The sequence below is a fragment of the Borrelia turicatae 91E135 genome (assembly GCF_000012085.2).
In the GTDB taxonomy this organism is placed as follows: Bacteria; Spirochaetota; Spirochaetia; order Borreliales; family Borreliaceae; genus Borrelia; species Borrelia turicatae.
This window is the reverse complement of record NC_008710.1, coordinates 455,497-476,880: the sequence shown is the minus strand read 5'-3', so window position 1 is coordinate 476,880 and position 21,384 is coordinate 455,497. Positions and strand designations below refer to the sequence as shown.

Below are 21,384 nucleotides of genomic sequence, written 5' to 3'. Positions count from 1 at the left end.
ATATGAAAATTGCAATATTTACAGATACATATCTTCCAGATAAAAATGGAGTAGCAACATCTATAAAACAAATTAAAGAAGGTTTTGAAAGAAAAGGTCACAGTGTTTATATTTTCTGTCCACAATCTCAAAAAACAGATTTACAAGAAGATCATATTTACAGATGCTTCTCAATTAAATTGAACCAGACAGTAGATGCCAAAATAGCATTCCCAAACAAAACAAGAATAAAAAAGATAATACAAGAATATCAACCTGAAATCATTCATACACATTCGGAATTCACTATGGGAAAAATCGGGAAAAAATTAGCACTACAACACAATATTCCAATAGTTCATACAAACCATACAATGTGGAATTATTATCTACATTACTTAGGAATTTTTAAATATTTAACTAATCCAGATAAAATGATGAAAAAATTTTATGACCAAATCCATCACTTCATTTATCCATCAATTAAGTCACATAACAAATATTTTCATCTTGCAACAAATGCTGACTATAAAATAATTCCAAATGGAGTAGACAGAAAAATTTTCATAAAAGACCTAAGTCAAGAAAAAAGACAAGAGATTTTAACCAAACATGGAATAAGTAAAAACGATAAAATCATAATCTTTGTTGGAAGAATAAATGAAGAAAAAAATATATGCTTATTAATGAAACATTTAAAAAAACTTCTAATTGAGAACAAAAATTGCAAGCTCATTCTCATAGGAAAGGGAAAAGAAGAAACTAAGATAAGGCGATTTAGAAAGCAATATGAACTTGAAAAACAAATAATACTCATTGGAACAATCCCATGGGAAGAAATGTATTACTATTATAAAATATCTGATGTATTTACAAGTCTATCAAGAAGCGAAGTATATCCAATGACAACAATTGAGGCATTAACAGCTGGCATACCTGCGGTACTTATTAATGACATAATATACAAAGATGTAATTCAGCAAGGAAAAAATGGATTCTTAATAGATGATTATGAGAATTTGTACAAATATATAAAAGAAATAATAGAAAACGAAGAAAAATTACAAACTTTAAAAAAAAATACAGAAGAAACATCTATGATGTTTTCAAGCTCATTTTTTGTAGAAAAAATTGAACAGTATTATTCTGAAATCATTAAAAATAAAAAATATTAACGTAATTTGCTAAAATCCACGTTATGAATGGGAAATTTTATTCCCATATCATCTAAAATACCTTTAATATTTTCTGCTATGAAATATTGAAAATCCCAAAAAAACTCGGTTTTTACAAAAGATCTCACTTGCATGACTATGTAATAAGGGGTATATTCCTTTACAACAACACTGGGCTTATTAATACCATATTGTTCCTTATTAAAGGAAAATGCCAAATTTTCTATTCTACTTTTAAGAGAACCAATATCTGTGTCATAAGGTACTTGAAAATCGAATGCAATCCTCCTTTCAGGATTTGTAGAAAAATTAGTAACCGATGTATCTGTAAACTTACTATTTGGAATCTTAATAATTTTACCATCTACCGTTTGAAGTGTAGTAAAAAATATATGAATATCATTTACTTCACCCTCAACATCATCACAGCTAATGTAATCACCAATTTTAAAAAAACTGGAATTTAAAACAACAAACCCGCTAACAAAGTCAGATAAAATCCCTTGAGCAGCAAGACCAACCGCAAGACCTAAAGATCCAAATATAGCAAAAATAGAAGTTGTAGAAACACCAAGATAAGGTAAAATCATCAAAATTAATACCATATCTATCATCACTTTAAAAAATGACTTAAAAAAATTAAGAATAGTAGAATCTAATTTTGTCTCTAACTTGGATTTTTCAAAAGCACTAAAAAAAAGCCTACCTACCCTTTTGACAAAAAACCTTGAAACACACCATACTACCAGCGCTACAAGAACCTTTAATCCATAAACTATTACCATTTCAAAAATTTCATTGACATAATCCTGAAAAACAAATATTTCTCTAAAAACACTGAACGTTTTTGACTGTTTATCCATAAGCTACTATGGTTATAGTACAAAAAAATAAAAGAAAAATACAATCTTTAAAAAAGATATCACTAAAACAAAAAATTAATATACAAAAGCACTTATACTAATAAATATTATATAGTTACTGTGATACAATGTAATTTAATCCACATACTCTTTAAAGTTAGGACAAAAGATGCATGGATAAAACAAAAAAAACACCATATGAATTACTAACATTATTTTATCTTGTACTAAAAATAACGACAATCACAATTGGTGGGGGATTATTAATAATATCTGAACTTAGAAAAATAATTGTCAATAAAAAAAAGCTAATATCTGATAAAGAGTTTAATGAAATACTTGCAACATCAAACGTAGTTCCCGGGGTAACAGCAATCAATTTTGCATTCCTAATTGGTAAAAAACTTAAAGGATTTAAAGGAGCAATTATGTTAACTATCGCTGGAATCCTACCATCCATATTAGTAATCACAATGATAGCCCTTTATGTAAATTTAAACTCAAATAACATCTACGCTCAAAAATTCCTTGAAGGTGCAAAAATATCATCAACAATAATAATGTCAATAATCATACTTGAATTTTCAAAAAAAATGCTAAAACAATCAATAACAAAATGGATAACATGCTTATTAATAACATATACACTATATAAGTTTAATATAGATATATCATATATACTGATAACTGTTCTATTTATATGTTCTCTAACATATACAATACAAAAAATATTCTTTCAAAAAAAGGTATAAATTTGATTCTAATAAATTTATTCATTACATTTTTCAAAATAGGAATTTTAAATTTCGGTGGAGGAAACGGAATTGCAACAATTATCAATAAAGAAATCATTGATAACAAGGGATGGATAACAAAAGAAGAATTCATCAATATCATTACAATATCTAGAATTACTCCAGGTCCTGTTGCTACCAATATAGCAACATATGTTGGCACCAAAGTAGCTGGCATTACTGGTGCAATAATTGCCACAATAGCTCTAATAACGGCACCCATATTAATTATTACCTTTATAACATTAACACTGCATAAGATAAATTTCTTAAATTATTATCTTAAAAGCTTAAGACCTGTAATTATAGCATTATGGATAATGACAATAATTATTCTATTTGAAAGTATATTTTTAAAAATAAGCTACAATGGTACAGAATTTTTAAAAAGCTTTGCAATTGCAGGATTAAACTTAATAATTTTATTATTTTACAAAAACATCACCCCTGCAATACTAATCATATCTAGTGGAATATTATACATTTTTATGTAAAGATGCTTAAACAAAACTTAAAATTAACACAAATTAATATAATCAAAATTCTAGGTCTTGACAAACAAGAATTAATAAAAATTATATTAGACGAAATTGAAAATAACGCATGCCTCCAGATAGATTCAAAAACATTTTTTGAGACACTAAAAACTTATAAATTTAGAAAAATTTTCTACAAAAATGATAATAATAAAGCACAATATAAAATTGCACCGGCTAAAACATCACCAAAACTTTCTCTTAAAGAACATTGCTTACCACAACTACAAATTCAAAAACTCAGTAAAGTTGAGATTAACATAGGAGCAATCATAATAAATAATCTAAACAAACCCTTATGACTTCTTCAAAAAAGAATCTCAGCATCAAGTAAATAAAATGATCAAACTAATTCAATAATTTAATCCAATAGAAATTGGTGTATCTAACATCATAAAATCATTAATATTACAAGCAAAATATCATAAATTAGATACAAATACAATTAAAATTCTTGAAAGATCAGATTTACTTAAAAATACTCAAAATAAGCTAAAAGAAAAGCTTAACATCAGCACTTAAGATTTAAACGATGCTCTTAACACAATTCAACTTAAGCTTAACCCCAATATCACATTCAAGTTTAAAGACAAAAATAATACAAATGACTATATTGAACTAGATACAATTGTTATAAGTAAAGACAATAAACTGAGGATAAAAATTAAAAAAGTCAATATTTTTAAAAAAGAAGTTAAAGATTTGAAAAAATATAAACAATCAAAATGGTTAATTGAATCTTTAAAATACACAGATAAAATACTAACTAAATAAGAATAGCAACATATACACTGCAAAAAGAATTCCTACGAAGAAGCTTTAAGGACTTAAGATTAATAAAATTAGCTGATATATCTGAAAAAATCAATCTATCAAAATCAATTATATCAAGAACAATAAAAAAATAAATACTTAAAATTCGACTGGGGCACAATCTCAATTAACAAACTATTTAATTCAACCAGAAATGTTAAAACAAATGAATTTTCAAAATCAAGCATTAAACTAATAATAAAGAAAACATTGTAACAAAATAAAAATATGGTAGATAATCAAATTTCTGATATACTAAAATCTAAAGGAATCACCATTTCAAAAAGAACTATCAATAAATGTAGGAATAAATTAAAATTTCAAAGGAGAAATTTATGGAACCTAAAATACAAGCCATTAATTATCATTTAAGCGATCATACAAAAGATTTTATTATAAAAAAATTAGAAAAACTTGGGACACATATTAAACAAAATTCAGAAAGTCTCAAAATTACAATAAAAAAAGAAAACGATATCTTTGATATAGATGCTCATCTTCACTTTAATTGGGGGAAAATAATACATATTACAGAACATGGCAAAGAATTATATGCTTTAATAGAAAGATTAGTAGAAAGACTGCAAAATACAGCAAACAAAGAAAAAAATAAAAAAGATACAGTAAAATGAATAAGTAAAATTAAATGCAAGCAATAACAATTGAGATAAATAACAAAGAAGGTCTCCATTCAAGGCCATCAAGCATGATTGCAGAACTTGCAAGCAAATATCCTTATTGTAATGTAAAATTAGTTACAGAAGATGGAAGAGAAGCTGATGCCAAATCTACAGTTGAAATTATGATACTTGGGGTTATATATAAAGAAAAAATAAAAATCATAGCAAATGGAAAAAAAGAAACTGAAATCATTGATATACTATCAGAACTATTAAAATCAAACTTTAAAAAAGAGATTCAAAAATGAACAAGAAAATTTTATACAAAATATTATTTATCATAAATCCTATTCTTTCATTTGGAATGGCAGACTATATGAAAGACACAAGCCATAATATTGACGCCAAAATTTCTTCTTTCATAATGAGTTTAGCAATCATTGTAATATCAGCCAGTCTACTTGGCAATTTAGTAAGCAAATTCGGAATCCCAAAAGTAATAGGACAAATAACAGCAGGCATACTTTTAAGTCCAACATTTCTTGGCAAGATTAAAATACCTTTATTATTTCCACTAGGAATCATTAGTGTTAGCGATCATTACTTAATAAATGAAGAAATATTTGCAATATCAACAATAGCCTCAATTATCCTACTATTTATGGCAGGTCTTGAAACAGATTTAAAATTATTCCTTAAATTCCTACCACGTGGGGGACTAATAGGAATAACGGAAGTTATTGGTACTTTTACAAGTTTTGCACTAATATCTACCATTTTATTTGATGTACAATTAATAAGTCCTACAGCTCTTTTTATAGGGATTATTGCAACACCTTCTTCTGCAGGAATTGCTGCAAGCATACTCTCAGCTAAGAAAAAAATGAGTACATCAGAAGGAGTTACAATAATATCAACTTCAATAATTGATGATGTCCTCTCAATGATCATGCTCACAAGTGTAATAACGATATCAAGATCACTATCAGATCTTGATATCGCAATCTCAATTACAGCCACAATTAAGAACATACTAATTTGGTTTTGTTTAACATTCATATTGATCTTGTTATCAGAACCAATTTCAAAATTACTAAAAAGCTTCAATAGTGTTACTCTAGCAACAGTTATAACTATTACTTTTACTTTTATTGTTGCAAGCTTTTTTCAAAACTTAGGAATGTCATTTGTAATTGGAGCTTACATATTTGGACTTGCCATGTCAAAAACGGATATTGTATGTGTAATCCAAGATAAATTAACAATATTTGAAAGGTTTTTTATTCCAATATTCTTTACATCAATAGGGCTTATGGCCGACATTAATGTAATATTATCAAAAGAAGTCTTAATTCTTGGAACTCTGCTCAGCCTCATAGCCATAGCAACAAAACTCATATATTGTTTCATTCCATCATGTTTTTTAGGATTTAACAAGCTAGGTGCACTAAGAATAGCTTTTGGAATGGTTCCAAGAGGTGAGATATCATTAATTATTGCAAACTTAGCACTCTCTTCTGAATTTATAAGTCAAAAAATATTTGGAATAACAATAATCATAGTTTTCTTGCCAACAATCATTGTAACACCAATAATAAATATTCTATTCCAAATAAATAAAAATGGATTAAAGAAAGAAATTAAAACAGAGCAAAATACTCAAATCACAGTATCATTCAAATATGACAACCTAACAAAAATACTTGTATGGGAATTAAAAAATGAATTAAGGAAAGAGGGATTTTTCACCCAACAAATAAAAAATGACTTCTCACAATACATAAACGCAAGATATAATGACATTTCACTATCCATAAAAAGAGAGGGAAGCAAGATTACATTTGAATGTCCAAATAAACACTTAATCATCATACAAGATTTATTTAGAGAAACTATTCTAAACTTAGAGAGAATAACTGAAGAAGTTAAAACTGTTTCTGTAAAGGCACAAAAATTAAACTACTCAATCAATTATGATAAAATACGCAGTAACATCGCTCTAAATAAAAGAATTAAAAAAGAAAACATTATTTTAGAATTAAAAGCAACAAATAAAACCGAAGTATTAAGAGAATTATTAGGTGTAATAAAAATTGAAATTGACAAAGAAATAATATTACAAGACTTAATGGAAAGAGAAAAGCTAATAACCACAGCCCTTAAAGAAGGATTTGCAATACCTCATTTAAAAACCAATTTAATTACAAAAATGCATATTGCCATTGGTATCAGTCATGATGGAATTGACTTTAATGCCACTGATAAAAATTTAAGTCATATATTTATATTAATACTATATCCAGCAAAAGAATATGTTAATTACCCACGCATTTTAGCATCGATTGTGGGTAAGGTTGATTCTAATAAAAAGGAAATGCTTAAAGCTAAAACCGATAAAGAAATTTATAATATAATAGTAGGATAAATTATGTTCAAGACCATTAAATGCAATCAAATAAACGATAAACTTATAAACCAAAAGATAGAAATCAATGCTTGGGTAAAAAAAATAAGACATCATGGAAAAGTTACCTTTATTAATCTTAGAGATAGATATGATGAAGCACAGGTACTTGTAAATGACGAGAAGCTTTTAAAGATAACATCTCAAATAAAGATGGAATACTGCATTAAAGTCCAAGGGAAATTAGAACTAAGACCTTCAAATCTCGTAAACAAAGAAATGAGAACAGGGGCATTTGAAATACTTGCAGAGAATATAAATATAATTTCAAGATGTAATGAACTGCCCTTTATGATCGAAGATAACAATAATGCAAATGAAAATGCAAAACTTGAATATAGATATTTAGATTTAAGACGTGAAGAGCAAAAACAAAAAATAATATTAAGAAGCAAAGTAACACATACAATTAGAAATTACTTAACAAAAAAAGACTTCTTAGAATTAGAAACCCCAACATTTGTCAAATCAACCCCAGAAGGCGCAAGAGATTTTCTTGTCCCATCAAGAATACATAAAGGGCACTTTTATGCACTACCACAATCACCACAAATTTATAAGCAACTCACAATGATAGCTGGACTTGACAAATACTTTCAAATAGCTAGATGCTACAGAGATGAAGACTCAAGAGGTGACAGACAACCAGAATTCACACAACTTGACATTGAAATGAGCTTTATAAAGAAGGAAAATATATTTAAATTAATGGAAAATCTTATCTTCACCATTTTTAAAAACACACTAAACATTAGTTTACCAAAAAAATTTAAAAGAATGACTTACAAACATGCAATGAATACATATGGAAGCGACAAACCAGACACTAGGTATGAATTATTAATACAAGACATGGGTAAATATTTTAAGCAATCCTCATTTAATGTTTTTAAAGATATATTACAAAATAAAGGCACAATAAAAGCACTTATAATAAAAAATCAAGCTCATAATTTTTCAAGAAGTAAAATTAACAATTTAGAAGAACATGCCAAGATTTACAAAACAAGTGGTCTTTATTTTGCAAAAATAGAAAATAATGAATTTGTAGGGGGCATTGCCAAATTTTTAAATAAAATAAAACAAACTTTATTTCAAACTTACTCACTTAAAAACAACGACATAATATTTTTTATAGCTGATTCATGGGAAACTGCTTGCAAAGCCATGGGACAAATTAGAATCAAAATTGCAAATGAACTAAACCTTACAAACAAAAATACATTTGAATTTTTATGGATTTATGATTTTCCCCTATTTGAGTACGATGAAGACACAAAAAACTATAAAGCAGCCCATCATATGTTCTCACTTCCCCAACAAAAATATATCGATACTTTAGAAAGCAATCCAAGTAAAGTCTTAGGAGAAGTTTATGATCTTGTATTAAACGGCATGGAACTTGGTTCAGGATCAATCAGAGTTCATACAAGAGAACTTCAACAAAGAATTTTTAACATAGTGGGATTTAAAGACACAATAGCAGAAGAGAGATTTGGTTTCTTTTTAAAAGCATTAGAATATGGGGCTCCTATTCATGGTGGAATAGCCATTGGAATTGATAGGCTTTTAATGATAATGACACACTCAAGTTCAATAAAAGATGTAATACTTTTCCCAAAAAATTCATTCGCAGCAAGCCCACTTGACAAAGCTCCTTCAAAGGTTCCAAACGAACAACTAAGAGAACTAAATTTGACAATTGAAGATTATAAAAATTAAGGATGCCAAAGCATCCTTGCACCAACCTTATTCAATCGCAATCTTTTTCTCTTGGATTTTCTCAATAACTTCCGCTTTCTTAGGAAGCTTAATATGCAAAACACCATTTTTTAGTTCTGATTTAATTTTATCTTGATCAATATTCCCAGATAATCTAAAACTTCTTGCAAAAGAGATATCTCTTCTCTCTACTCTTAAGTACTTATCATGTTTCTCTTCTGATTCATCCTTACTCTCATAACTTATTGTCAAATAATCATTTTTAATTGAAATTGATATATCATCTTTTTTTATCCCCGGTAAGTAAGCTTCAAGAATAAATGATTTGCCCTCATCCTTAATATTAACTGGAATATCATGAACACCTTTAGGACTCATAAAATCAAAATCATCATTCAAAAAATCCAGAAAATTTTTCTTATAATTTGTTAATAACATATAAAACCCCTTTTTATCAATTTATATAAAAGCTCATACAAAAAAAACATTCTATTTAAATATTAAACAAATATTCAATAATTTTAAACAAATATTCAATAAATATTATAAATAAATAAATAAATAAATAAATAATAAGTATAATGATGATGGGAATAAATTTAACATTTAAATACAATAATAAGTCCAGTTATGTATAATAAATACACAAAAATGAAAAAGTCGCCCTTATAAGGCGACAAAGTTCAAAATTTTAATTATACTTGTCTCAATTTCTATTAATATTATTAAGACTCTTGCAAGCAAGTTTTACACGCTCCTTAATGCTAATCTCAGATTCTCTAAGCCACACTCTTGGATCATAAAACTTTTTGTTTGGAACATCAGCATTACTACCATCACCAAGTTGCCCTTGTAATCTATTTTCATTATTCTTATAGTAATTCAATATGCCTTCCCAAGCAGCCCACTGAGTATCTGTATCAATGTTCATTTTAACAACACCATAAGAGAGTGCTTCATGAATCTCTTCTATTGTAGAGCCAGAACCCCCATGAAACACATATGAAACAGGCTTTGGATCACTTGAATTAGTCTTTGATATAACATAATTTTGTCCATCTCTTAATACTTTAGGGGTAAGCTGAACATTTCCAGGCTTATAAACTCCATGAACATTTCCAAAAGCTGCTGCAATCTGGAAATTAGGACTAACTTTCATAAGTTCAGAATATCCATAATAAATATCTTCAGGGGTTGAAAATAACTCATGTTGCTCCCTATCTGAATTATCAACACCGTCTTCCTCACCACCAGTAATTCCAAGCTCAATTTCCAGAAACATCTCAATTTTAGACATTCTCTCTAAGAACTTTTTTGATATTTCAATATTTTCTTTAATTGGCTCTTCAGACAAATCTAACATATGTGAAGAAAACAAAGGACGTTTATGCTCTTGATAATATTTCTCTCCATACTCCAAAAGCCCCTCAACCCAAGGAATTAATTTTTTTGCGCAGTGATCTGTATGAAGAACAACAGGCACTCCATAATGTTCTGCTAGCAAATGAACATGCATAGCACCAGAAATGGCTCCAAGGATAGAAGTCCCCTGAGGTTTTTCGACCTTGAGTCCCTTACCACAAACAAAAGCAGAACCACTATTTGAAAACTGTATCATAATAGGAGAATTAATTTCTTTTGCTGCTTCCAAAACAGCATTAATTGAATTTGTACCTACACAATTAATTGCAGGAATAGCAAATCCTTCACTCTTACATATTTCATATAAAGTATGTAGCTCCTTACCATAAACCACTCCAGGCTTAATCTTATCTAACACACCCACCTATAATACCTCCTTCCTCATAAAATGACATATATCTTATATTATATACCTTAAAACCTAAAACTGACCCTAATCTAAAAAAACAAAAATTCAAAAAACAAACAAATACAGAACAATATACTACTCAACTATCTTAGATTTATACCAATTTGCAAATTTTTTTATCCCCTCCTTAATAGAGATTAAGGACTCATAAGCAAAATCAGTTTTAAGTTTTGAAATATTACAACAGCTTTTCACAACATCTGCTTTTTGCATAGGTAAAAAATTTTTACAAGCTTTATTTCCAAGATTTGTTTCAAGTTCATTAATAAACTCCAAAAGCTCAGTAGCATGTCCCGTACCTATATTATATATCTTATAAGGAGCAAGGGAGCTTGAAGAATTGGGATTTTGTACATCAAAATTAACATCACTCTCCGCTGGTTTTTTAAGTACACTATAAACACCATCTGCAACATCATCTACATACGTAAAGTCTCTAGCCATATCCCCATTATTAAAAACATTAATGGGGGTTTGTTTTATAATCCCATCTGCAAATAAATATAATGCCATATCAGGTCGGCCATAAGGCCCATAAACCGTAAAAAATCTTAATCCTGTTGTTGGAATATTAAAAGATGAACTGTAAGCATGAGCTATAACTTCATTAGACTTTTTGCTAGCTGCATATAAATTTAAAGGATGATCTGTAATGCTATCCTCATCTGAAGGCATCTTTTTATTTATTCCATACACTGCAGATGTTGAGGCATAAACAAAATGCTCAATATGACTTTTATGTATTCTGCATGCATCCAACACATTAAAAAACCCAACAATATTAACTGAAATATAACTATCGGGATTTTCAATACTATCTCTAATACCGGCCTGAGCTGCCAAATGACAAACATGCGTAAATTTATAATCAGAAAAAAGAGATAAGACTTTATCTTTATCTAAAATATCAAGATAAATAAAACTTAAATTATTATATTTATTACTTTGAATAACTTTTTTACTACCTATATTCTTACGATCGAACCCTAAAACTTCTAATCTCTCATATTTCAGATTAGGTTCATAATAATCATTTAAAACATCAACACCTAAAACTTCATGTCCATTATCAGCAAGCCTCTTGGCAACATGAAATCCAATAAATCCTGCAATACCCGTTAAAAATACTCTCATACAATAATCCCCTTAAATTAAATAAATAATAAATTTATTATCCTAATCCCCATAACTACAAAACACAGACCAATTAAATATCAGTCGCTCAAGTAAAATATAAACATATGAATATAAATCATCGGTTTACAAATATAGAAAGAAAAAACCTTATTTCCTAACATTAGAGTCCCTTTTTTGATAACTACGAAAGTTATTATTATATTTACTACTCCTAACATAAGAAATTCTAACTCGCTTTAAATTTCCATCTCCCTCACTCTCTGTTTTAATATCACTATAACGATTCAAAGTAGTATGAATAATTCTTCTCTCAAAAGGATTCATTGTTGGCAAAAGAATAGAACGTCTACTCCTTTTAACCTTATGCAAAGAATTGATTGCCAAATTAATAAATCTTGACTTAAATCTTTCTCTATAATCCTCAATATCTAATACTATCCTATTAAAAATACCATTGTCTCCAATAAGCCTAGACATGTAAACATTTGCCAAAAGCTGCAAAGCATCTAAATTTCTTCCTTCTCTTCCAATCAAGATATTTGGACTGTCTGTATCAATAGAAATCTTAATATACTCACCTTCTCTAGATTCAATCTTTAAATCAACACAATAACCCATTTTATTTATCATTTCTTTAATAAAATCCAAAACCTTATCACAAATACCTTCATTAATCTGAGCCTCAGACTTTAGTGTGTCCTCTTTCACATGAGGAGACACTTTTATCTTAATCATCTCTTTTTTAAATAAAAATCCAACCTTTTCCTTATCCAAAATCTCTACATCAAACTCACCTTCTCTTAAATCAAGATCTCTCATTGCCTTTTTAATTGCTTCTTGTTCTGTTTTTCCATAAAATTCATAACTCATCTGTTCCTCCTTTCAGATACATTCATCTTTATATAGTATTGTTGCAAAATAGTAAAAATATTGGTTGTAATCCAATAGATTAAAAGTCCTGATGGCATATCATAAAGTATGAAAAAAAACATAATAGGCATACCAAAATATAAAAATTTCTGTTGTGATCCAAGATTTTTAAAACTAACATTAGAACTAATTATTGTAGATAATAACTGAGTAATCATCATAATAAAAGGTAAAATTCTAATATCAGTCCATACAAAAACTTTATACCCAAAATAATATATGCTATCACCAATTGACAAATCATCAATCCAACCTGGAATAAAACTAGCCCCCCTTAGCAAAAAGAAATTATTTACAAGCCCATAAAGAGCAAAAAACACAGGTAGTTGTAAAAGAATAGGCAAGCATCCTCCAAGAGGATTAACACCTTCTTCCCTATAAAGTTTACCCATTTCTTCATTTAATCTTTTGGGATCATTTTTAAATTTTACTTGTATCTCTTTCATTTTTGGCTGTAACTTAGAAAGTTCTGCTGTAGCCCTAAAACTCTTAAAAGTCAAAGGAAATATAAGTATTCTTACAACAATTGTCAAAAAAATTATTGAAAGTCCCCAATTAGGAATAACATCATAAAAAATTTGCATTATTAATTGCATAGGAACTTGAATAAAGTATAACAAGCTTTTCTCTACAGACATTCCAAATTCAACATTAGATAAACCAAAACTATTTAGATTATTTTCATTAAAAATATCTAAATATCCATTATCTCTAGGACCTGCATAAATATAAAAGGTATCACTAAAACTAGTGTCACCTATTTTGTTTAAAACAAAAGTCTTTAAAACTTTATTTTCTTGTTTGAATTCAACATTCATATTTTCTTTTGAAACTAAAACTTCAAAATATTTAGTGCTTGAACCAACCCACTTAGGCTTAATAACACTTAAACCATCCTTACCATATCTAAGCTTAGTATCATAATAAATACTCTGAGATAAATAATTATTATATTGCAGTTTACCTCTCTCACTTAAATTTTCAATATCAGAACTTAATACAAATTTATAAAAATCAATATCAAAATTATCATTAGCATCAACATTATTTAAAAAAATTTCAAGCTTGATTAAATATTCATCTTTGCTTGAAAATGTATATCTCTTTATATACTCATAATATTTGTCATTATATTCAAACTTGGTCTTAAACTCATGTGTATAATCATTTATTTTGTCATATGAAAACAAACTTTTAGTTAAGTTATCAAAGGTAATATAAAAAAGACCTTCCCTGTCCATATTAACCTTAACCATTTCTGTTGGATTCCTCTCTAAATTTAAATGATCTTTAAGCTTTAGAGAAACTAAATTACCTCCAAATGTCGAAAAAGTAGCATAATATATGCCAGTCTCAACACCAATTTCTTTAGAATTAGCACTTAAACTTAAAGTATCATTTTCATCAATTGAATGATGCTCAACATCAAAATCTCTATCTAAATTAAATCCAATCTCTCTCTCCATTACAGAAGGGGATTTTCTAGAGAAAAAGACATCATCAACAAGCATAAAAATACCAATAAAAAATAAAGACAAATAAATAGCTCTTAAAATTCTTTTACTCTGACTCACACTTTCCTCTTCATGACATGCACAATTATATTCTTTAGCATAGTATCAACTTCACAATAATTAACATCTACTCTTTGAGGATAAACTACGAAAATAAAGTCAACATACCTATTTTTAAGTAAAGCTAACTGTTTCCTAAAACATTCCTTAAAAATTCTCCGAACACGATTTCTCTTAACAGCACCTTTAAAAACTTTAGGAAAAGTAACAATCATTCTAGAGATTGATAAGCTTGTAAACTCATAAAATATGTTAATTCCTTCTATCCTAATAAATCTACCTTTTTTAAAAAGCTCCTGAATTTCTACCTTTGATTTTATGCTAATATTTCTTTTTTTCATCAGAAACAGTTAATTTTGATCTTCCCTTAGCCCTTCTTCTGGCAAGAATAAGTCTTCCGCCCTTAGTTTTCATCCTAGCCCTAAACCCAAATTTCCTGTTTCTCTTAACCCGACTCGGCTGATAAGTCCTCTTCAAAAAAGCCCTCCAATTAAAAACATTCTTTAGTCATAAGATATAAGTTAAACACTACAATATTATATTATACAAATACAATTGTCAACAAAATCATCTTATCAAAACCTTTATATCCAATATTTCAAGACCTGTAGACTCCTTTATTAATTTTATTATTTTTGATCTATTAAGAGAAACAGTATATAGAACGCTTGAATTCTTAACAGCAACAAATAATATTTTATTATCCTTCAAATTCAATAATTTTACTCTATCTGCAAGATCTTTAAATATAATTTGCCAATTTTTAGACAATATAAAACTGGCATTTAGCTTTTCATTAGCACATATATCCGTATTTAAATATTCTTTAAGTACATCAGCGGCTTTTTTAAAGCTGAAATCTTCCATTCTTAATCCTGTATACTATAAACTTACTGTCTTGTTTAATATCATAACAGTCATCTAAAAACGTAAAGAAGCATTGAGAATCTTTCGGTAGGATATCAAAGATTCTCTTTCTTCTCATACTATCCAATTCCAAAAATACATCATCAAAAAGCAAAATGGGAGCTATACCAAATTGCTTATTAAACATAATGACCTGAATAAGTCTATAAATCAAAGCAAGTGCCCTGATTTGTCCTGTCGAAGAATGATGAGTAAACACTCTCTCACCACTTAATATCTCATATAAATCTCTGTGTGGACCTATTAAAGTACTTTCACTGTAAAGTTCATCTTGTTCTTTTAAAAGCAAAGTCTGCAAAAATTCATCCCTTTTAGAACATTTCACAGAAGGTAAATATTTAATCTCTAAACTATAAGAAACATCAAAAATAAAAGAATAATAGTACTTAAAAAACTCATAAAAATGCTTGATAAAATTTTCCCTCATTTTTGTTATCTCAAAAGCAAAATCAACAAAAGTTTCATTATAAACTTTAAGTAAATCTTTATTGCCTTGTCTTAAAATCAAATTTCTTTGCTGTAAAATCTTTCGATATTTCCTAAGAGAATCTAAATAACTTAAAGAAACAAGACTTATTGCCTGATCAAAAAACCATCTCTTCTTAGCAGGAGCTCCAATGATAAAGTCAGTATCATAATTTGAGAAAATAACTGATGGAATGTTCAATATCAAATTTTTTCTATCTTTTACAATGCTATTGTTAACCTTTATTTCTTTTTTCCCATTCCTTAAGGACAAACCAATTTCTCCAGCCTTTCCTTCAGTATTATAGAAACACTTTAAATAAAATTCGGTCTTGCCATATGTAATAAGTTCTCTATCAGTACGAACTAGAAAAGACGATGCAAAAGCAAGACAATAAATAGCATCAAGAATATTAGTCTTACCTGAACCATTCTCTCCGCAAAAATAAATATTATTAAAATCAAAATTAATGACCCGATTCTCTATATTCTTAAAATTAAAGAACTCTACTTTCTTTATCATCTTTGCCAATAAAAAAGAATTTTAATTTAATACCATGGGCATTATCAAATGAATGAAACCAAAATTCGCAGGGTCACTTAATTTCAATATACCTCCTCCACTGAATTTTATCTCTAACTTTGAAGTATCAAATACACCCATTGCTTCAGTAAAATAAGCACTATTAATAGCTACAACTTCCTCGCTCCCTTCATAATCATAATTAGGACTTTGTACAAAAAATTCACCCTTTCTTCCTGTAATTGGATCTTCTGCCATAAGTCTTAGTTGATTGCCTGCAAAATTCAGAATAACTTTTTTAGACCTTTTGTCTGTGTAAGAACTTACCCTTGAGAGCCTATCTTTTAAAATGCTAACATCGATTAATGCTTTGTTCTGTTGTTCATTTGGTATGATACTTTCATAGTCAGGATAGTTTCCATTTATCAGACTGCAAACTATTTTATAATTATTGAATTCAACATAAAATTTTTTATCAGAGATCTTGAGCTTTATAATACCTTCTCCTACCATCATCTGCCTTAGAAGATTAACCATTTTGACAGGAACAATAAAATTGATATCCTCCTCAAATATTAAATCTGTTTTATATACAGACAGTCTATGCGAATTGGTGGAAACAAATGTCAATGCAGAGTTTTTGTCCTTTGTAAAATAAATTCCATTTAAAACGTTCTTGGACTCATCATGTGAGGCTGAAAATGAGACTTTGTTTATAATTTTCTTAAATTCCCTTTGGGTTAACTCAACTGTTAAATTGTAAATCTCTTCATTTATGTCATAATTGTAAATTTCAATCTCTTCACTAGAAAAAGTTGGCTCACTTAAATGATCATTTATGAAATTGTCATTCTTATTTTCTGATTCACCAATAATGCTTAATTTGCTTTCATCTTCTATAAATTTTATTTTTAGCTCATTGTACAAATTTAGTGCTTTTACTGCATCTGAAAAGTTTGAAGCATTGATTAATACTTTAAAATTTTCTGCTGAAACAATTGGGATTGTGCTTTCAAAAAAGATATTCCTATCTGTTGCCTTTATCTTGAGATTGGAATTTTTTACTTCGAGTAATATTGCACTCCAAATGTCATTTATGTTCCTATTTAAAATTATACTTTTGGCTTTGTCAATCTCGTTCGAAATCTGTTCTGTGTCGCACAGTATAAATTTTTCGTTCAATGTTTTACCTCCTTTTACTATATTATCATTTTTTGGCTTTCATTAATGCAAATCTTGTTCGGTTTATTGTACGTGTTTTTTTATTATATTTATATAGTTGTATTAGTAGGGAGCTGTCTAATTGTCTAATTCTATTTATTTCTTTACTTTATAAGGAATAATATATGTTTAATTGTTTGTGTTTTTTGATGAATTATTTGTTTAATTTGTTCAAAAATATTTTGAATTTTATATATTTTGCTAGTTTTTGTTGATTTTGTTCATAAGTTCTATGATTAAATTGTTAATTTCTAGGTCATTGTTTCTCTCTTTATCTATCTTATTTATCGAATAAAGCACTGTTGAATGGGTTTTTCCTCCGATGATTTTACCTATTTCAATTGTTGAAAGCTCTGTAAAATTCCTCAGAAGATAAGCATAAATGTGTCTTGCTTTTGTGATTTCAGGTTTTTTGCTGTTGCCTTCAATGTCTTTATTTGTAAGTTTTAATTCCCTTAAGATAACTTTTTTTATACTTTCAATATTAATTGTGTTATTTGTATTTGTTTTATCGTTTTCATAAGCTATTATCTCTTTAATTATTTTGTCTACTATGCTAGTGTCGATTTCTATATCTTCAAGGTCTATGTGAGCTTTTAATTTTGTTACAGCAGCTTCAAGATCTCTTATATTTGTTGTAACTTTTTTAGCAACTAAGTTGAGGATGTTTTTTGGAACTTTTATTCCATCTTCTTCTGCTTTTTTTTCTATAATTGCCACTCTTAATTCAAAGTTTGGTTTTGATATGTCGACATTGAGTCCCCTTGTAAATCTGCTTTTTAATCTATCTGTAAAATTGATGAGTTCTGAGGGTTGTCTATCGCATGTAAATACCATTTGTTTATTGTCTTCATAAAGAGCATTGAAAGTGTGAAAAAGCTCTTCTTGTATACCTTCTTTTTTTTGTAAATCATGAATATCATCTATTAATAACATATCTAGGTGTCGGTATTTTTTCTTAAATCTTTTTGTTTCATTTGTTTTTATACTTTCTACAAATTCATTTAAAAAATTTTCAGCAGTTACGTAAAGTATTTTAAATTCTTTATGTAATTCTTCTGTTTTGTTTCCTATACTTTGGAGTAAATGTGTTTTGCCAAGACCAACTCCACCATAAATTAGACATGGATTGTATTTTTTACCAGGATTTTTTGCGATTGATAAGCTTGCATTATATGCAAGTTTATTATTTGGACCTATAATGAAGTTTTCAAATGTGTATTTCTTTTTAAGAAAAGGATTTCTATATTTTGTATGAATGTCTTCTTTTATAACGTAGTGTTTTGTATGCTCTATTATGTTCTTTGTATGAGTGTTAAGTATTGTTCTTTTTTCGGGTGAATCTTGTTGTATGGAAATGTCTTTGAGTGAAGTATTTTTTAATTCCATGCTATGAGTCTTAGGTTCTTTTGGTGGATTTATAAATTCAACATTAATCGTATTATGGCCTTTTTCAGTGAGAATTTCTTTTATTCTTTTGGAAAATCTTTTTTCTACTTGGTTTTTATGAAAAGAATTTGGAGCAGATATTTTTATACTCTCATCAGTTGCATCTATGAAATATAAATTTTCAAACCATATGTAAAATTCTTCTTCAGAAAGTTCTTTCCTTATTGCTGCTAAAATTAAGCTCCATATGTTTTTTCCCTCTTGCATATTTTATCCTCGTCAATTTTGGCTTTTTATCATTATATCTTTTTGATTATTAGTATTGTGTATGTATAAGTATATAGTATAATAATGAACTGGAACATTATCTTAACTATTTGTGGGTCTTGAAATTTTATTGGTTTTAAGTCAAGTTGAATGTGTCTTGTAATTTGTGTTATTTAATAGATATTATATTGTTTTTAATGTAAAATTTGCTTATATCTATATTATGATTAATTGTGTGGAAGGTTTATGAGTTATGTTGCTAGTAATATTCAAGTGTTAAAGGGCCTTGAAGCTGTTAGAAAAAGGCCTGGTATGTATATTGGATCCGTTTCAATTAATGGATTGCATCACTTGGTTTATGAAGTGGTTGACAATAGTATTGACGAGGCTTTAGCGGGTTTTTGCGATAAAATAGAAGTTGTTATAAATTCAGATAATTCTGTAACAGTCAATGATAATGGTAGAGGAATTCCTACAGATATTCATGAAGAGGAAGGAATTAGTGCTCTTGAACTTGTTTTGACTAAGCTACATTCTGGAGGAAAATTTAATAAAGGTACTTATAAGGTTTCTGGTGGCCTTCATGGGGTTGGGATTTCGGTTGTTAATGCTTTATCATCTTTTTTAGAAGTTGTTGTGAGCAGGGATGGAAATTTTTTTAAGCAGACTTATTCCAGGGGTATTCCAACATCTGAGGTTGAGATTGTTGGGGTAAGTTCTAATAGGGGTACTAAAGTTACTTTTTTAGCTGATTCTGAGATTTTTGAAACCTTAGAGTATGATTTTGAAACTTTATCAAAGAGATTAAGGGAACTTGCATTTTTAAATGATAAGATACGAATTTCAATTGAAGATAAGAGATTGGGAAAAGAGAGATTTTTAGAATTTTATTTTGAAGGTGGAATAAAAGCTTTTGTAGATTTTATAACAAATAATAGCAAAAATATTCAAAGTGAGCCCTATTTTATTGAAGGAACTTATGATGATGTTATTGTTAGTGTTGGACTTAAGTGGACTGAAGGGTATTCTGATAATATTTTATCGTTTGTAAACAATATTAATACTAGAGAAGGAGGAACTCATGTTGCTGGTTTTAAGAGTGGCTTCTTAAAGGCAATGAGTGAAGCTTTTAAGGATTCAAAGATAAGCAAAAAAGATGTTCCAAATCTTACATTAGATGATTTTAAGGAGGGTTTAACAGCGGTAATTTCTATTAAGGTTCCAGAACCTCAATTTGAAGGTCAAACTAAAGGGAAATTGGGAAATTCTTATATAAAAAAAATTGTTGAAACTATTGTACATAATGAGCTTTTGAAAGTTATTGGTAATAATCTTTTAGAGGTAGATATTATTCTTAATAAGGCAATAAGAGCTGCTCGTGCTCGTGAGGCTGCAAGAAAGGCAAGAGAGTCTGAGAGAAAAAAAAGTGCATTTGAAAGCTTGGCATTGCCTGGCAAATTGGCAGATTGTGCATCTAAAAACCCGGTTGAAAGGGAAATTTATATTGTGGAAGGAGATTCTGCAGGAGGAAGTGCAAAAATGGGAAGAGATAGGTTTTATCAAGCTATCTTGCCATTGTGGGGTAAAATGCTTAATGTTGAAAAAACACGGGAAGATAAGGTTATTACAAATGATAAGCTTATTCCAATAATTGCATCTCTTGGTGCTGGAGTTGGAAAGAATTTTTATATTGAAAAACTTCGTTATCATAAAATTATTATTATGGCTGATGCCGATGTTGATGGGTCTCATATTCGAACATTGCTTCTTACTTTTTTCTTTCGTTACATGAGGGAGTTAATTGATAATGGACATGTATATATAGCTATGCCACCTCTTTATAAAATTAAGTATGAAAATAGTGTTCATTATTTTTATGATGATTCGGAAAAGGAAGTTTTTTTAAGCTCTATCGAGACTGGCAAAAGGGATAAAATTAGTCTTCAAAGGTATAAGGGGCTTGGAGAAATGAATCCTACACAACTTTGGGAAACCACTATGAATCCTGCTACTAGAAAAATGAAATTAATAGAGATAGATGATGCTATACAGGCTGAGAATATTTTTGTTACTCTTATGGGAGATGATGTTGAGCCTAGAAGAGAATTTATTGAGCAGAATGCGCTTGATGTAGTAAATCTTGATGTGTGATTG

23 protein-coding genes are annotated in these 21,384 nt (G+C 28.5%); 11 read left to right on the top strand and 12 right to left on the bottom strand.

Annotation, left to right across the window (positions count from 1 at the left end; all coding sequences use genetic code 11):
• The first annotated feature begins 2 nt into the window (after window positions 1-2).
• Window positions 3-1,154, top strand: a complete 1,152-nt coding sequence (locus BT0_RS02260) for a glycosyltransferase (protein WP_011772401.1) — start codon at window positions 3-5, stop codon at window positions 1,152-1,154.
• Here BT0_RS02260 and BT0_RS02255 read toward each other — a convergent pair.
• Window positions 1,151-2,017, bottom strand: a complete 867-nt coding sequence (locus BT0_RS02255; protein WP_011772400.1) for a mechanosensitive ion channel family protein — start codon at window positions 2,015-2,017, stop codon at window positions 1,151-1,153. The genes BT0_RS02260 and BT0_RS02255 overlap by 4 nt on opposite strands.
• A 173-nt stretch (window positions 2,018-2,190) precedes the next feature.
• Between BT0_RS02255 and BT0_RS02250 the strand changes: the two genes are divergently transcribed.
• The 9 genes from BT0_RS02250 to aspS all read left to right on the top strand — a co-directional run bounded on the left by BT0_RS02250 (window position 2,191) and on the right by aspS (window position 8,966).
• Window positions 2,191-2,769: a chromate transporter gene (locus BT0_RS02250; protein ID WP_011772399.1), complete on the top strand. Its 579-nt coding sequence runs from the start codon at window positions 2,191-2,193 to the stop codon at window positions 2,767-2,769.
• A gap of 2 nt (window positions 2,770-2,771) precedes the next feature.
• Entirely contained in the window at window positions 2,772-3,305 is a 534-nt protein-coding gene (locus BT0_RS02245; RefSeq protein WP_041178574.1) for a chromate transporter, read from the top strand.
• Window positions 3,306-3,307: 2 nt separating this feature from the next.
• The gene (locus tag BT0_RS05930; RefSeq protein WP_236842846.1) at window positions 3,308-3,649 is read left to right on the top strand and encodes a hypothetical protein; all 342 of its coding nucleotides are present in this window, start codon (window positions 3,308-3,310) and stop codon (window positions 3,647-3,649) included.
• A 468-nt stretch (window positions 3,650-4,117) separates the two neighbouring features.
• Window positions 4,118-4,255 (top strand): hypothetical protein, encoded by a 138-nt coding sequence (locus tag BT0_RS06160; protein WP_335633049.1) that lies wholly within the window; start codon window positions 4,118-4,120, stop codon window positions 4,253-4,255.
• Between the two features lie 133 nt (window positions 4,256-4,388).
• Window positions 4,389-4,532 carry a hypothetical protein gene (locus tag BT0_RS06200; RefSeq protein ID WP_250638399.1) on the top strand — a complete coding sequence of 48 codons (144 nt, stop codon included), beginning with the start codon at window positions 4,389-4,391 and terminating at the stop codon, window positions 4,530-4,532.
• A complete protein-coding gene (locus BT0_RS02235; RefSeq protein ID WP_011772397.1) occupies window positions 4,496-4,792 on the top strand; it encodes an HPF/RaiA family ribosome-associated protein in 297 nt (98 codons plus the stop codon). Before BT0_RS06200 ends, BT0_RS02235 begins: the two co-directional genes overlap by 37 nt.
• Window positions 4,793-4,806: 14 nt before the next feature.
• Window positions 4,807-5,088, top strand: a complete 282-nt coding sequence (locus tag BT0_RS02230) for an HPr family phosphocarrier protein (RefSeq protein ID WP_011772396.1) — start codon at window positions 4,807-4,809, stop codon at window positions 5,086-5,088.
• 56 nt (window positions 5,089-5,144) lie between these two features.
• On the top strand, window positions 5,145-7,205 hold the full coding sequence (locus BT0_RS02225) for a cation:proton antiporter (protein ID WP_413966225.1): 2,061 nt from the start codon (window positions 5,145-5,147) through the stop codon (window positions 7,203-7,205).
• A 3-nt stretch (window positions 7,206-7,208) separates the two neighbouring features.
• On the top strand, window positions 7,209-8,966 hold the full coding sequence (gene aspS, locus BT0_RS02220; RefSeq protein WP_011772394.1) for an aspartate--tRNA ligase: 1,758 nt from the start codon (window positions 7,209-7,211) through the stop codon (window positions 8,964-8,966).
• A 27-nt stretch (window positions 8,967-8,993) separates the two neighbouring features.
• On the opposite strand, the gene BT0_RS02215 is transcribed toward aspS, so the two are convergent.
• The 11 genes from BT0_RS02215 to dnaA all read right to left on the bottom strand — a co-directional run bounded on the left by BT0_RS02215 (window position 8,994) and on the right by dnaA (window position 19,230).
• Window positions 8,994-9,404, bottom strand: coding sequence for an Hsp20/alpha crystallin family protein (locus BT0_RS02215; protein ID WP_011772393.1), 411 nt, complete (start codon window positions 9,402-9,404; stop codon window positions 8,994-8,996).
• A 268-nt stretch (window positions 9,405-9,672) separates the two neighbouring features.
• Window positions 9,673-10,752: a class II fructose-bisphosphate aldolase gene (fbaA, locus tag BT0_RS02210; protein WP_011772392.1), complete on the bottom strand. Its 1,080-nt coding sequence runs from the start codon at window positions 10,750-10,752 to the stop codon at window positions 9,673-9,675.
• Between the two features lie 120 nt (window positions 10,753-10,872).
• Window positions 10,873-11,931 (bottom strand): NAD-dependent epimerase/dehydratase family protein, encoded by a 1,059-nt coding sequence (locus BT0_RS02205; RefSeq protein WP_011772391.1) that lies wholly within the window; start codon window positions 11,929-11,931, stop codon window positions 10,873-10,875.
• Window positions 11,932-12,081: 150 nt separating this feature from the next.
• Window positions 12,082-12,804 (bottom strand): RNA-binding cell elongation regulator Jag/EloR, encoded by a 723-nt coding sequence (gene jag / locus BT0_RS02200; protein ID WP_011772390.1) that lies wholly within the window; start codon window positions 12,802-12,804, stop codon window positions 12,082-12,084.
• Entirely contained in the window at window positions 12,801-14,438 is a 1,638-nt protein-coding gene (gene yidC, locus BT0_RS02195) for a membrane protein insertase YidC (protein WP_011772389.1), read from the bottom strand. Before yidC ends, jag begins: the two co-directional genes overlap by 4 nt.
• Entirely contained in the window at window positions 14,435-14,779 is a 345-nt protein-coding gene (gene rnpA, locus BT0_RS02190) for a ribonuclease P protein component (protein ID WP_011772388.1), read from the bottom strand. Before rnpA ends, yidC begins: the two co-directional genes overlap by 4 nt.
• Window positions 14,760-14,915: a 50S ribosomal protein L34 gene (gene rpmH / locus BT0_RS02185; RefSeq protein WP_011772387.1), complete on the bottom strand. Its 156-nt coding sequence runs from the start codon at window positions 14,913-14,915 to the stop codon at window positions 14,760-14,762. Before rpmH ends, rnpA begins: the two co-directional genes overlap by 20 nt.
• 90 nt (window positions 14,916-15,005) lie before the next feature.
• Window positions 15,006-15,305, bottom strand: a complete 300-nt coding sequence (locus BT0_RS02180) for a DciA family protein (protein WP_011772386.1) — start codon at window positions 15,303-15,305, stop codon at window positions 15,006-15,008.
• Complete coding sequence (gene recF / locus BT0_RS02175; RefSeq protein ID WP_041178478.1) at window positions 15,286-16,353, bottom strand: DNA replication/repair protein RecF; 1,068 nt, start codon at window positions 16,351-16,353, stop codon at window positions 15,286-15,288. Before recF ends, BT0_RS02180 begins: the two co-directional genes overlap by 20 nt.
• Window positions 16,354-16,374: 21 nt before the next feature.
• The gene (gene dnaN / locus BT0_RS02170) at window positions 16,375-17,535 is read right to left on the bottom strand and encodes a DNA polymerase III subunit beta (protein ID WP_011772384.1); all 1,161 of its coding nucleotides are present in this window, start codon (window positions 17,533-17,535) and stop codon (window positions 16,375-16,377) included.
• 240 nt (window positions 17,536-17,775) lie between these two features.
• On the bottom strand, window positions 17,776-19,230 hold the full coding sequence (gene dnaA / locus BT0_RS02165) for a chromosomal replication initiator protein DnaA (protein ID WP_011772383.1): 1,455 nt from the start codon (window positions 19,228-19,230) through the stop codon (window positions 17,776-17,778).
• A 246-nt stretch (window positions 19,231-19,476) separates the two neighbouring features.
• Between dnaA and gyrB the strand changes: the two genes are divergently transcribed.
• On the top strand, window positions 19,477-21,381 hold the full coding sequence (gyrB, locus tag BT0_RS02160) for a DNA topoisomerase (ATP-hydrolyzing) subunit B (protein ID WP_041178477.1): 1,905 nt from the start codon (window positions 19,477-19,479) through the stop codon (window positions 21,379-21,381).
• Window positions 21,382-21,384 lie beyond the last annotated feature (3 nt).

What these genes read in the sequence shown, in the direction of transcription:
- BT0_RS02255 (WP_011772400.1), bottom strand. Translation starts at nt 2,017, where the DNA reads ATGGATAAACAGTCAAAAACGTTCAGTGTTTTTAGAGAAATATTTGTT.
- BT0_RS02230 (WP_011772396.1), top strand. Translation starts at nt 4,807, where the DNA reads ATGCAAGCAATAACAATTGAGATAAATAACAAAGAAGGTCTCCATTCA.
- BT0_RS02250 (WP_011772399.1), top strand. Translation starts at nt 2,191, where the DNA reads ATGGATAAAACAAAAAAAACACCATATGAATTACTAACATTATTTTAT.
- BT0_RS02180 (WP_011772386.1), bottom strand. Translation starts at nt 15,305, where the DNA reads ATGGAAGATTTCAGCTTTAAAAAAGCCGCTGATGTACTTAAAGAATAT.
- dnaA (WP_011772383.1), bottom strand. Translation starts at nt 19,230, where the DNA reads ATGCAAGAGGGAAAAAACATATGGAGCTTAATTTTAGCAGCAATAAGG.
- BT0_RS05930 (WP_236842846.1), top strand. Translation starts at nt 3,308, where the DNA reads ATGCTTAAACAAAACTTAAAATTAACACAAATTAATATAATCAAAATT.
- BT0_RS02260 (WP_011772401.1), top strand. Translation starts at nt 3, where the DNA reads ATGAAAATTGCAATATTTACAGATACATATCTTCCAGATAAAAATGGA.
- BT0_RS02225 (WP_413966225.1), top strand. Translation starts at nt 5,145, where the DNA reads ATGGCAGACTATATGAAAGACACAAGCCATAATATTGACGCCAAAATT.
- aspS (WP_011772394.1), top strand. Translation starts at nt 7,209, where the DNA reads ATGTTCAAGACCATTAAATGCAATCAAATAAACGATAAACTTATAAAC.
- jag (WP_011772390.1), bottom strand. Translation starts at nt 12,804, where the DNA reads ATGAGTTATGAATTTTATGGAAAAACAGAACAAGAAGCAATTAAAAAG.
- recF (WP_041178478.1), bottom strand. Translation starts at nt 16,353, where the DNA reads ATGATAAAGAAAGTAGAGTTCTTTAATTTTAAGAATATAGAGAATCGG.
- BT0_RS02205 (WP_011772391.1), bottom strand. Translation starts at nt 11,931, where the DNA reads ATGAGAGTATTTTTAACGGGTATTGCAGGATTTATTGGATTTCATGTT.
- BT0_RS02215 (WP_011772393.1), bottom strand. Translation starts at nt 9,404, where the DNA reads ATGTTATTAACAAATTATAAGAAAAATTTTCTGGATTTTTTGAATGAT.
- BT0_RS06200 (WP_250638399.1), top strand. Translation starts at nt 4,389, where the DNA reads ATGGTAGATAATCAAATTTCTGATATACTAAAATCTAAAGGAATCACC.
- gyrB (WP_041178477.1), top strand. Translation starts at nt 19,477, where the DNA reads ATGAGTTATGTTGCTAGTAATATTCAAGTGTTAAAGGGCCTTGAAGCT.
- BT0_RS02235 (WP_011772397.1), top strand. Translation starts at nt 4,496, where the DNA reads ATGGAACCTAAAATACAAGCCATTAATTATCATTTAAGCGATCATACA.
- rnpA (WP_011772388.1), bottom strand. Translation starts at nt 14,779, where the DNA reads ATGAAAAAAAGAAATATTAGCATAAAATCAAAGGTAGAAATTCAGGAG.